Source organism: Collinsella sp. OM08-14AT, assembly GCF_003438115.1.
GTDB lineage: Bacteria > Actinomycetota > Coriobacteriia > Coriobacteriales > Coriobacteriaceae > Collinsella.
This window is the reverse complement of the sequence record NZ_QSTE01000005.1, coordinates 107254-118481: the sequence shown is the minus strand read 5'-3', so window position 1 is coordinate 118481 and position 11228 is coordinate 107254. Positions and strand designations below refer to the sequence as shown.

Genomic DNA, 11228 nt, shown 5'->3' with positions numbered 1-11228 from the left:
CAGGGGCTCTCAATGTTTTTATGTCCTGCTCATATCGTCTGGTAGGTTTAGCTTAGCAGCATGCGGTCGTTGGCGAGCTCGCCGCCCGAGACCTCCTCGAACTTCTGCAGCAGGTCGGCCACGGTGAGCGACTTCTTCTCGTCACCGGCCACGTCGTAGATCACGTGGCCTTCGTGCATCATGATCAGACGGTTGCCCAGACGGATAGCGTCGTTCATGTTGTGCGTGACCATGAGCGTGGTCAGGTGGTTCTCGTCGACGATCTCCTCGGTCAGGTTGAGCACCTTAGAGGCCGTCTTGGGGTCGAGGGCCGCGGTGTGCTCGTCGAGCAGCAGCAGGCGCGGCCTGGTGAGCGTGGCCATCAGCAGGGTGAGCGCCTGGCGTTGGCCGCCCGAGAGCAGGCCGACCTTGGCGTTGAGACGCGTGTCCAGACCAAGGTCCAGGCGCTTGAGTAGCTCAACGTACTCATCTTTCTCGGCCTTGGTGACGCCCCACGAAAGGCCGCGACGCTGGCCGCGACGCTTGGCGAGGGCCAGGTTCTCGGCGATTTGCATGTCGGCAGCGGTACCGCGCATGGGGTCCTGAAACACGCGGCCCAGGTACTTGGCGCGCTGCGACTCGCTCAGGCGCGAGATATCGGTGCCGTCGAGCTCAATAACGCCCGAATCGAGCGGGTACACGCCGGCGATCATGTTGAGCAGCGTGGACTTGCCGGCGCCGTTGCCGCCGATCACGGTTACAAAGTCGCCGTCATTCAGGGTGAGGTCGACGCCGGTGAGCGCGCGCTTTTCGGTGACGGTGCCCTTGTTAAAGGTCTTCTTGACGTGCGAGAGCTTAAGCATCTGCCTCATCCCCCTTCGTGTAGGAGCTGCGGAGCTTATAACGCTCCCAAACCACGGGCACGCACAGAGCCACAGCGACAATCACAGCGGAGAGCAGCTTCATGTCGTTGGCGTCCATGCCCAACTGCAGCACGATGGCGCGGATAAGGAAGTACACCACGGAGCCAAAGACGGCGGAGGCAAGACGGACGCTAAACTGCGTGAGGCCGCCGGGCAGCAGACGGCCGAGCACCTCACCGATAACAATGGCGGCAAGACCGATAACGATGGCACCGGTGCCCATACCAATGTCGGCATACTTCTGGCTCTGGCAGATGAGCGCGCCCGAAAGGCCGATGAGGGCGTTGGAGAGCACGAGGGCGATCATCTTGGTGGAGTTGGTGTTGACGCCCAGGGCGCGGATCATGTACTCGTTGTTGCCGGTGGCGCGCAGCGCCGAGCCGATCTCGGTGCCAAAGAACCAATACAGGATGGCAACGATAGCCACGGCGAGCAGGATGCCCAAGATGATGGCAACGGTGGACTGCGGCAGACCGGTCATATTGCTGACGGCCGAGAACACGGTGCCCTTGGCAAGAATGGGCGTATTGGACTTGCCCATGATGCGTAGGTTGATGGACCACAGGCTGATCTGGGTGAGGATTCCGGCGAGGATCGCGGGAATCTCAAAGACGGTGGTCAGAATGCCCGTGACGGCGCCCGCGATGGCGCCGGCGCACATACCGGCCAGCACGGCGAGCAGCGGGTCGACGTTGTTATTGACGATGAGTACGGCGCAGACGCAGCCGCCGAGGGCAAAGCTGCCGTCGCAGGTCATATCGGGGATGTCGAGCAGGCGGAACGTGATAAACACGCCAAGCACCATAATGCCCCAGAGGACGCCCTGCGAAACGGCGCCCTGCAATGCAATGAGCATGCTTCATACCTCCTAGGATAGGGTGGACACGTGATGTTCCATAATAGCGGTAACAATGAATATAAGAACGGCAGGCAAACGTTTTGTTATATCTGAAACAAGCAGGGCGAACGCCGGTCTATGACGTTCGCCCCAATGGCTCAGATATTGAATAACGCAGCTATGGGCGAGAACGAACCCTAGATGCGTTACGGCGCATGCCGTTACTCGTCCAGAGCGGAAAGGTCGATGCCCAGAGCCTCGGCCATCTCGTCGTTCTTGACGACGACCAGGTCCTTGCTCGAGAGGTGCTTGATCGGCATATCCTCGGGCTTGGCCTCGCCCTTCAGGATCTTGACGGCCATCTCGCCCGCGGCGTAGCCCAGATCCTCGTAGTTGATGGAGAGGGTGAACAGGCCACCGGCCATGCACATGCCCTCCTCGCCAGTCACGTAGGGAAGCTTGTTTTCCTTGCAGATCTGGCCCACCTGCGAAGCGCCCGCGGCGATGGTGTTGTCGGTGGGGGAGTAGAGCGCGTCGACCTTGCCCACGGCGGACTCGACGACGGACTGGATCTCGTTGGAGCTCGAGACGGTGAAGTCGGTGTACTCCAGGCCCAGCTTGCCGAGTTCCTTCTTGGCGGCCTTGATTTGGACGTCGGAGTTGGACTCGGCGGTGCAGTAGAGCAGACCGACCTTCTTTACATCGGGCAGGACCTTCTGCATCATCTCGAGCTGCTCGGCGACCGGGGTGAGGTCGGAGGCACCGGTGACGTTGGTGCCGGGCCTGTCGTTGTCCTGGACCAGGCCGGAGGCGGCGTAGTCGGTGATGGCGCAGCCCACGATGGGGATATCGGCCGTGGCGCCGGCGGCGGCCTGCGCGGCAGGCGTGGCGATGGCGTAGATCAGGTCGACGTTGTCGCCCACAAACTTGTCGGCGATGGACTTACACGTGGACTGGTCGTTCTGGGCATTTTTCTGGTCGATCTTGACCTTGAGACCGCTCTTCTTGATGGCCTTGACAAAGCCGTCGTTGGCGGCGTCGAGTGCGGAGTGTTCGGTGAGCTGTAGAACGCCGACGGTGTAGTCGGAACCGGCGGCAGCGGAGCCGGAACCAGAGTTGCCGCCGCATCCGGCGAGCGGAGCGAGCGCGAGCAGGCCGGCAGAGACCAGAAGGCTCCTGCGGCTGATGGTGATGTCCTTCATATCATTACCCCCAGTATAGAAATGGCTGGAAACACTGCACTGGGACAAAGTGCAAGTGGAACTATAGTAGCGCTGATGTCCATTTTTACAACAGCCTGGCGGGTTTTTTAATACAGAATCGGATGGGCGGTACGGGTAGTCGAATGGGCGGCGGAGGGTCTTATGCGGCGGAGGAGGCATCGTCCTCGTCCAGGACGGCGAAGAGCTTCTTGCCGTCAAGGAGACGTGTGGTGACGTTTCTCATGCGGCCGATCTCAACGGTACGCAGCGTGTCGTCGGCGCCTCGCGCGTCATAGACCGTTCCCAGCAAATACGAGATGCCGTCTCGTTGCTTGATGGCAAAGGGCCGGAGTGTCATCCGTGCCACTTCGACCTCTCCGCGTGCCGTGACACTCGAAATATCAAAACTCACCGTGGTTCCGTGGTCGATGGCCTGCTCGATGAGCTCGCAGGCATCGATGCGCTTGACGGGCGTGCGTGTGGCCTTGGTGGATTTGTCGCCTGCGCTTGGAGCAGGCTCGGGTGCATCGAGGTAGCCACGAACGTCGGCACTCGCCATGGCGACCAGGTGCTGCGCCATGCTCTTTCGAATGGCGATGGGCGTGGAGCGGTTGCGCATGACCATGCCGTGGAGCCGGATGATCTCTTCGTCGGTGAGCGGACGGGTCAAGAGTCGATAGCCCACGCCGCGCTTGTACTCAATTTCGTATCCGGCATGGCGAAGTGCGGAGATGGCGGTGTAGATGCTGCGCCGCGCCGCCGAGATGGGCATGCGGGCGGGGTCGTCGGGATGGGCGAGGCGCCGGATCAACTCATCGGAAAGCATGGCCTTGTCCTCGCCGGTGTTTTCGCTTAATAGTTGCAGGATGCGAACGGCGCGATAGGCTGCCATCGAGGCGGCGCCCCTCGTCGTGGTCTCGTAAGTATCAACAGCGGTTTCGGTCATGGCGCCCACGTCCTTTCCTTTTTTGGTGATGGCAGATCAGAGCCTAGGGCGCGGAGCCTGGCCAAGGACGCGTGGCGCCTTGGACGGTCGGTGGTTGCCGGCAAACGGCGGGTCGAGTTTTCAACAACCCTGCCTAACTGACCAAAACCTTGCCAAAAGCTTGACGAATGCTGTTGAAAAAGCGCCCCTCGGCGGATGTCGAGAGGCGCTTGTGCGATGAGCGTTGGCGTGTGGCGACGCGAGCTAGTGCCCGATGATTAGAAGTCGGCGTTGCCCACGGTGCGCGGGTGCGGCAGGACGTCGCGGATGTTGCCCACGCCGGTGAGGTACATCACCAAGCGCTCGAAGCCCAGACCGTAGCCGGCGTGCTTGCAGGAACCGTAGCGGCGCAGGTCAAGGTAGTACTTGTACTGGTCGGGATTCATACCCAGGTCCTTGATGCGGGCCTCGAGCAGATCCAGGCGCTCCTCGCGCTGGGAGCCGCCGATAATCTCGCCGATACCGGGAACCAGGCAGTCGGCGGCGGCGACGGTCTTGCCGTCCTCGTTCATGCGCATGTAGAACGCCTTGATCTCGGCCGGGTAGTCGGTTACGAAGGTCGGTCGCTTAAAGTGCTCCTCGGTTAGGAAGCGCTCGTGCTCGGTTTGCAGGTCGATGCCCCAGCTCACGGGATAGTCAAACTTGTGACCGGCGGCGACGGCCTGCTCCAGGATTTCGACGGCCTCGGTATAGGTGACGCGGGCAAAGTCGGAGTTGGCGACATGGTCCAGGCGCTCAAGCAGACCCTTGTCCACAAACTTGTTGAGCATATTGAGCTCGTCGGGGCAGGTTGCCATGACGTCCTTGAGGACATACTTGAGCATGGCCTCGGCGTTGTCCATGTAGTCGTTGAGGTCGGCGAAGGCCATCTCGGGCTCGATCATCCAAAACTCGGCGGCATGGCGCGTGGTGTTGGAGTTTTCGGCACGGAAGGTGGGGCCAAAGGTGTACACGTCGCCAAAGGCCATGGCGAAGTTCTCGGCATTGAGCTGTCCGGAAACGGTGAGGCTCGCATGCTTGCCAAAGAAGTCCTGGCTCCAGTCGACCTCGCCGGACTCGGTGAGGGGCGGGTTTTTGGGGTCGAGCGTGGTCACGCGGAACATCTCGCCGGCGCCCTCGCAGTCACTCGTGGTGATGATGGGGGTGTTGACGTAGACAAAGCCCTGCTCCTGGAAGAAGCGGTGGATAGCGGCAGCCGCGACAGAGCGGATGCGGAACACGGCGCGGAACAGGTTGGTGCGCGGGCGCAGGTGCTGCTGGGTGCGCAGGAACTCGACGGTTGCGCGCTTCTTCTGCAGCGGGTAATCCGGGGCGCTCGTGCCCTCGACCTCGATGGAGGTGGCGGAAAGCTCGAAGGGCTGGGGTGCATCGGGGGTCAGCTTGACGGTGCCGGTGCAAATGAGTGCGGCCGAGACGTTTTGGTGGGCGATCTCGTCGTAGTTGTCGAGCGCCTCGCGGTTCATGACGACCTGCAGGTCGCGGAAGCAGCTGCCGTCGTTGAGCGTAACAAAGCCAAAGTTCTTCATGTCGCGGATGGACTTGACCCAGCCGGCGACGGTGACGGTCTGGCCGCCGAGCGACTCGGCATCGGCATAGAGCTGCGCGATTTTGGTGCGGTTCACGTATCCTCCCATAACGGTTGAATGATAGTTATCCATACAGTTCGATATTCTAGCAGCTCGGCTCATTTGGGCTATACAGATAAGGCATTGGCGGGATGGTTTTTCAAACGAAAAGCGCCCGCGGCCAAATGGTCGCGGGCGCTTGACGAGGTGCCTTTTGGCTGTGTGGCGCGGGGCCTGGCTACTTGGTCTTGGCAACCAGCAGCGGGTCGCCAAGCTTGACGAGCGGGTTGCCGCCGATAAGCGTTCCAGACTCGCCGACATGGTCGATGCTCTTAAGACGATCGAGCTCGGAGACGATGACGGTCACGATGTCCTCGTGGCCGGCGGCCTTGATGGCCTCGCGATCGAAGCTGATGAGCGGCTGGCCGGCCTTGACCACATCGCCCATCTCGACAAAGCGGGCAAAACCCTTGCCGTTCATTTCCACGGTGCCCAGGCCAACATGGATGAATACGCGCAGACCGTCCTCGGTAATCATGCCGATGGAGTGGTTGGTGACAGTGGTGGCGCCGATGCGGCCGTTGGCGGGCGCATAGATGGTGCCGGTAATGGGCTCGATGCCATAGCCCTGGCCAAGCATGCCCGAGGCGATCGTCTCGTCGGGAACCTCGTCCAGGCTGACGAGCACGCCGTTGACGGGGGCATAGATGACGCCTTCGCGGGTGGCGAAGCTTGCTGCGGGCGGAACGGACGCCTCGCCGGTCGAGGTGAAGGTGGACTTAAGCGAATCGAGCAGACCCATAGTTGCCTCCAACTTAAATAGGCGCATATCGCGCGTTTGGTTTGCCGGAAACGTTTCATATCTGTTTCGCGGCTTGGTCAACACCCCCTATTCTACGCTGCTCAGCGATACCTCTGAGCTGGGATTATGTGATATATCAGTTGAAGGGAAACTTATTGCTGGCGTGTTTCTGCGTCACGGGTTCAAGTGGGGTACGCTTGAAGGCGAAAAACAATGGCGCTTAATTTGCGCGAAGGGAGCACATATGATTGTCGAGAACCATGCGCTGTGGGGCGAGGAGCCGACCGAGGAATATCCGGCGACGTTTACGTATTTGGGTGCCGAACCGCTGCCCGATAAACCGAATGGCCGCCGCCCTGCCGTGATTATCTGCGGCGGAGGTGCGTTTACGCATATCGCTCCGCATGAGCAGGATCCCGTGGCGTTTGCGTTTTTGGATCACGGTTACCAGGCCTTTGTGCTCAACTATGTCACAAGTTCTACGGGTGACGTGAGCTTTCCGCACCCCCAGGCAGATCTTGCCAAGATGGTCGCCACGGTGCGTGCGAATGCCGACGAGTGGCATGTCGATCCCAAGCGCGTGTGCGTCGTGGGCTTTTCTGCTGGCGGCATGATTTGCGCCTCGCTGGCAACGCAGTGGAAGACCGGCCCCTTCGCGGCACTTGCCGGGGCGCGTCCGGACGACTTTCGTCCCGACGCCGTGGTGCTGGGCTATCCGTTGCTCGACCTTGCCTATGTGCGCGATATGCAGACGCGTGACCCGCGCATCGACCTGCGCGTGCCCAAGACGGGTGGCAAGACAGGGCGCGATTTGCTCAACGACTATCTGTCGATGGTGACGGGCGGCGAGGCGACCGATGAGCACCTGACCGACATTTGCCCTACCACGCATGTTTCGCGCCAGATGCCGCCGACCTTTGTGTGGGGCGTGTCCGACGACAAGACAGCGCCGATCGCACAGGTCTATCCGTTTGCGCAGCGCATGGCCGAGGAGGGCGTCGCTTGCGAGATGCACGTCTTTGACCAGGGCGGTCACGGCCTTTCGCTCGGCAACGCCAACACCGCGGTCGACAACGAGGACAAGCAGGTGGCAGTCCGTCCTTGGATCCGCCTGGCCTTCCGCTTCCTGGAGCGCCACGGTTTCTAGACCGCGCAGCACGAGAGTGGATAATCTCCCATTTTTTGGTCTGCTTTTCGACAAAAACGGGGGATTATCCACTCTCGTGAGATGGGCGTCTGATAGCTTTCCTTGTTGTATTTCTACCAAACGGTGAACTGGGCGTTTTCCGTGTTCCAATGGACATCGCGAACGTAGTCGCGCACGCCCGTCGCGTCTCGTGCTTCGAACAACTCAAGAATATGAGCATGTTCGTTGTTGGCTTTATTGAGCAGTTTGCAAGCCGTCTCTTGGTCAACAGTCTCGTAATCGCGCTTGATAAAGCAACGCTCGAGCTGCGAGATCATATCGCGCAGACGGTCGTTGCCACAGCGGTTGAAGTACGTAAGGTGAAAGTCTCGCTGAATGTCGTCATACTTACGGATGAGACCGCCTTGGATCGCGAGGTCCATGGAGCCGACGAGAAATTTCAGCTGCGTAATATCGTCGTCAGTTAGATTCGGACAGGCGAGATATGCGGCCTGCCCGTCGAGCGGCCCCATAATCTCAAAGACTTCAACGGCGTTTTGCTGATCGAACCCACGGACGCGGAATCCGCGGCGGGGGAGATTGTCCAGATAGCCGTCGCTTGCGAGCTGGATGAGCGCTTCGCGGACCGGCGTGCGCGACACGCCCATGGCATCGCAGATCGCCTGCTCGCTCAGCCGGTCGCCGGCCGAAAGCTCGCCGGCGTCAATACGGCTCGAAATATAGTCGTATACGTGGTCCTTCAGGGGCTTTCTGAGCGTTTCCATGAGCCTATGTTCCTTAACGGTATATTTCTAAAAGCAAATACGTTTCACTTGAATAGCTCAGTTGAATTATAGAACGACCAGCTAAATCATGCTACTTTGCGCCGATACGTAAGAATACGCTTACCGAAGAATACCTACCGTTCAGGATTGTATACAATATACAAAACAGGAAAACCGCCCTAAGATAAAGCCATCGAAAGGAAGGCGGGCGCGAAGAAGTCCCGCTCTCTGCTAAGAGATCCAAGGAGGATCATCATGACCAAGTTCAGCCACGTCATCATCCGCCGCCCCGGCAAGTCCCTGAGCAATGGCATCACGAGTGCCCCCGAGCTTGGCCAGCCCATCTACGAGCGCGCCATCGAGGAGCACTACGATTATGAGCATGCGCTCGAGCAGTGCGGCGTTGACGTGTCGGTGCTGCCGGCACTCGAGCAGTATCCCGACAGCTGCTTCGTCGAAGATCCGGCCGTTATCACTCGCTGCGGCGCCATCATTACCAACCCCGGCGCCGATAGCCGCAACGGCGAGAAGGACGAGATTGAGCCGGCCGTCCGTCGCTTCTTTGACGACGAGCATGTCAAGCACATCGTTTCTCCGGGCACGCTTGACGGCGGCGACGTCATGATGGTCGGTGACCATTTCTACGTCGGTCGCTCCGCTCGTACCAACGAAGAGGGCATTCGCCAGTTCTGTGAGATTCTCGAGGGCTGGGGCCTCGAGGGTTCTGAGGTTCCGCTGGAGGAGGTCCTGCACCTCAAGACGGGCGTCAACTACATCGAGGACAACAACATGCTCGTCTCTGGTGAGTTCATCGATAAGCCTGACTTTGCCCAGTACAACAAGATCGTCGTGCCCGAGGACGAGGCGTACGGCGCCAACTGCATCTGGGTCAACGGTACGGTCATCGTTGCCGAGGGCTATCCGACTGTGCTCAAGGCCGTGCAGGATCTGGGCTACAAGACACTCGTCGTCGACACCTCCGAGTATCGCAAGGTCGACGGCGGCCTTTCTTGCCTGTCGCTGCGCTTCTAACGCGATAGCTGTAACAGTCTGATGATCGCTTGACCGATGGCCCGGCACCCGATTCGGGACGTCCGGGCCATCTTTCGTTCGATCACATGATGAAGGGGGTGCACATACAATGGCCTCTAAAACTTCTAACGACGAGATTATCGACCCCAATGGTCTGGATCTCTTCCGTCTGACCATGATGGTCATCACTGCGAGCATCTGCGGCGGTATCTTTTCTCTTGCCGGCGATATGGCGGCAGGCGGAGCCAATACCGGTGCGGTTATCGTCTCGTGGGGAATTTGCTTTATTGGCGTCTTTGCGTTGATGATGGTGTTCAACGGTTTGTCTCAAGCCCGTCCCGACCTGACCGGTGGCATCTATGCATACGCTGCGGCCGGTTTTGGCGATTACATTGGATTCAACTCCGCCTGGGGCTACTGGATCAGCGCATGCCTTTCCAACGTGAGCTTTGCACTTTTGCTGTTTAGCGCGCTGGGCTATTTCTTCCCTGCGTTTGGCGCGGGCAACAACCTGCTTTCTATCGTCTGCGCCAGCGTGTTTTTGTGGTTCCTTACCGCCCTTGTGCTTCGTGGCGTTAAGGAGGCTGCGGGCATTAACACGATTGTCACCTTGGCGAAGCTGGTGCCGCTGGGACTCTTTGTGCTGAGCATTGTGCTCCTGGGCAAGTTCAACGTCGATATCTTTATGGACAACTTCTGGGGAGAGCCGGCTGGTCCTGGCTTTGGCGAGCAGGTTGTCTCGACCATGATTGCCCTTGTCTGGGTCTTCACGGGCATCGAGGGCGCCGTTGTCATCTCGGGCCGCGCAAAGTACGTGCGTGACGTCGGTCGCTCGACGGCGCTCGGATTTGCGGCGGTCTTTGTCCTGTATTTGATTATTTCTATGCTGTCGCTCGGCATTATGCCGCGAGAGGAGATGGCACAGCTTGCAACGCCCTCCATGGCGGGAATTCTCGAGTGCGCAATCGGTCCGGTTGGTGCTGCCATCGTAAACCTTGGCGTTATCCTTTCGTTGGTCGGCGCGCTGCTGGGCTATGTCATCATTGCGTCCGAGACGCCGTTCGAGGCGGCGCGCCAGGGATCCTTCCCGCTGGCGTTTGCCAAGACGAACAAGCACGACGCCCCGGTGGTAACGGTTCTCGTGAGCTCCGGCATTACGCAGCTCTTCTTGATCGTGTCGTATGTGGCGGCGAGCACCTACCAGTTCTTCTATAGCTGCGCAGTCAACACGATTCTGGTTCCGTATGTCTGCTCGGCTGCCTATTACATGGTGATTGGCTGGAAGAACGAGCATCTGGACGGGCCGCATGCGCCCAGCGTCGGCAAAGCCCGCTTCTTCGGTACGCTCGGCTTCATCTACACATTGTTCCTGGTGTGGTCGACGGGTCTTCAGGGCGTTATGATCACGACGATTCTTTTTGCTCCGGCCATTCCCGTTTATATGCTGGGCGAGCGAGGCCGCGGTAAACCGGTGCTTCCGCATCTGCACGACAAGCTGATCGCAGCGGTGGTCATTGTCGTGGCAATCATTTCGCTGTATCTGCACTTTGCCGGCATTGCGCCGATAGTCTAAGACTGCGGCAAGCTTCATCGCTTGGTAAGCCGACGGAGGCATCGCGTGCCGGTGCCGTTCGGTAATCCATAACTGACGTGGGCCTCTGTAACGTGCCTTTGTGAGCGCCCACCAAGCCAGCGCAGGTGACATTTGTTGCCAGCGCGGGCTTTTGTTGTTGCGGCGAAATGCTGCCGGCAGCTGGGGACGTTCCTATTGTGCCGGCACCCTGGGACACTCCTTGGATGTTCCGCATGCGACGGAGGGAACGGATCATTTTGTCGAGGGGCGGGCGGCTGCTTCGGTCCTCGGGGAAACCGCGTCCCGTTTCGAGAGCAGATTCCGGGCCGCAGTTTCCCCGAGGGCTCCATTGGGAAATTGCATCCCAGTCTGAGCGCCGATTCCGGGCTGCAGTTTCCGCTAGATGCCTCAACCGGAA

Annotated in this window: 10 protein-coding genes; 3 read left to right on the top strand and 7 right to left on the bottom strand. The window is 59.7% G+C overall.

The genetic code is table 11. The features are described 5' to 3' along the window. Nucleotides 1-47: 47 nt before the first annotated feature. The 6 genes from DXC18_RS04565 to DXC18_RS04540 all read right to left on the bottom strand — a co-directional run bounded on the left by DXC18_RS04565 (nucleotide 48) and on the right by DXC18_RS04540 (nucleotide 6321). Nucleotides 48-842 (bottom strand): ABC transporter ATP-binding protein, encoded by a 795-nt coding sequence (locus tag DXC18_RS04565; protein WP_055250279.1) that lies wholly within the window; start codon nucleotides 840-842, stop codon nucleotides 48-50. Beyond that, the gene (locus DXC18_RS04560; protein WP_006234992.1) at nucleotides 835-1758 is read right to left on the bottom strand and encodes an ABC transporter permease; all 924 of its coding nucleotides are present in this window, start codon (nucleotides 1756-1758) and stop codon (nucleotides 835-837) included. Before DXC18_RS04560 ends, DXC18_RS04565 begins: the two co-directional genes overlap by 8 nt. Nucleotides 1759-1961: 203 nt before the next feature. Next, nucleotides 1962-2942, bottom strand: coding sequence for an ABC transporter substrate-binding protein (locus DXC18_RS04555; RefSeq protein ID WP_117716452.1), 981 nt, complete (start codon nucleotides 2940-2942; stop codon nucleotides 1962-1964). 160 nt (nucleotides 2943-3102) lie between these two features. Next, nucleotides 3103-3888 carry a hypothetical protein gene (locus DXC18_RS04550; RefSeq protein ID WP_118372631.1) on the bottom strand — a complete coding sequence of 262 codons (786 nt, stop codon included), beginning with the start codon at nucleotides 3886-3888 and terminating at the stop codon, nucleotides 3103-3105. Between the two features lie 257 nt (nucleotides 3889-4145). Beyond that, nucleotides 4146-5549, bottom strand: a complete 1404-nt coding sequence (gene asnS, locus DXC18_RS04545; protein ID WP_117716457.1) for an asparagine--tRNA ligase — start codon at nucleotides 5547-5549, stop codon at nucleotides 4146-4148. A gap of 181 nt (nucleotides 5550-5730) precedes the next feature. Continuing rightward, entirely contained in the window at nucleotides 5731-6321 is a 591-nt protein-coding gene (locus DXC18_RS04540) for a PTS glucose transporter subunit IIA (RefSeq protein ID WP_117716450.1), read from the bottom strand. A 217-nt stretch (nucleotides 6322-6538) separates the two neighbouring features. Between DXC18_RS04540 and DXC18_RS04535 the strand changes: the two genes are divergently transcribed. Beyond that, the gene (locus DXC18_RS04535; protein ID WP_117716449.1) at nucleotides 6539-7441 is read left to right on the top strand and encodes an alpha/beta hydrolase; all 903 of its coding nucleotides are present in this window, start codon (nucleotides 6539-6541) and stop codon (nucleotides 7439-7441) included. Nucleotides 7442-7554: 113 nt separating this feature from the next. Here the strand turns inward: DXC18_RS04535 and DXC18_RS04530 are convergent, their stop codons facing one another. Then, the gene (locus DXC18_RS04530; RefSeq protein WP_117583090.1) at nucleotides 7555-8205 is read right to left on the bottom strand and encodes a GntR family transcriptional regulator; all 651 of its coding nucleotides are present in this window, start codon (nucleotides 8203-8205) and stop codon (nucleotides 7555-7557) included. Nucleotides 8206-8460: 255 nt separating this feature from the next. On the opposite strand from DXC18_RS04530, the gene DXC18_RS04525 reads away from it, so the two are divergent. Both DXC18_RS04525 and DXC18_RS04520 read left to right on the top strand, forming a co-directional pair. Continuing rightward, on the top strand, nucleotides 8461-9237 hold the full coding sequence (locus DXC18_RS04525) for a dimethylarginine dimethylaminohydrolase family protein (protein WP_117583089.1): 777 nt from the start codon (nucleotides 8461-8463) through the stop codon (nucleotides 9235-9237). A 109-nt stretch (nucleotides 9238-9346) separates the two neighbouring features. Then, on the top strand, nucleotides 9347-10810 hold the full coding sequence (locus tag DXC18_RS04520) for a basic amino acid/polyamine antiporter (RefSeq protein WP_117583088.1): 1464 nt from the start codon (nucleotides 9347-9349) through the stop codon (nucleotides 10808-10810). Nucleotides 10811-11228: the final 418 nt, after the last annotated feature.

What these genes read in the sequence shown, in the direction of transcription:
- DXC18_RS04525 (WP_117583089.1), top strand. Translation starts at nt 8,461, where the DNA reads ATGACCAAGTTCAGCCACGTCATCATCCGCCGCCCCGGCAAGTCCCTG.
- DXC18_RS04540 (WP_117716450.1), bottom strand. Translation starts at nt 6,321, where the DNA reads ATGCGCCTATTTAAGTTGGAGGCAACTATGGGTCTGCTCGATTCGCTT.
- DXC18_RS04530 (WP_117583090.1), bottom strand. Translation starts at nt 8,205, where the DNA reads ATGGAAACGCTCAGAAAGCCCCTGAAGGACCACGTATACGACTATATT.
- DXC18_RS04535 (WP_117716449.1), top strand. Translation starts at nt 6,539, where the DNA reads ATGATTGTCGAGAACCATGCGCTGTGGGGCGAGGAGCCGACCGAGGAA.
- DXC18_RS04555 (WP_117716452.1), bottom strand. Translation starts at nt 2,942, where the DNA reads ATGAAGGACATCACCATCAGCCGCAGGAGCCTTCTGGTCTCTGCCGGC.
- DXC18_RS04565 (WP_055250279.1), bottom strand. Translation starts at nt 842, where the DNA reads ATGCTTAAGCTCTCGCACGTCAAGAAGACCTTTAACAAGGGCACCGTC.
- DXC18_RS04550 (WP_118372631.1), bottom strand. Translation starts at nt 3,888, where the DNA reads ATGACCGAAACCGCTGTTGATACTTACGAGACCACGACGAGGGGCGCC.
- DXC18_RS04560 (WP_006234992.1), bottom strand. Translation starts at nt 1,758, where the DNA reads ATGCTCATTGCATTGCAGGGCGCCGTTTCGCAGGGCGTCCTCTGGGGC.
- DXC18_RS04520 (WP_117583088.1), top strand. Translation starts at nt 9,347, where the DNA reads ATGGCCTCTAAAACTTCTAACGACGAGATTATCGACCCCAATGGTCTG.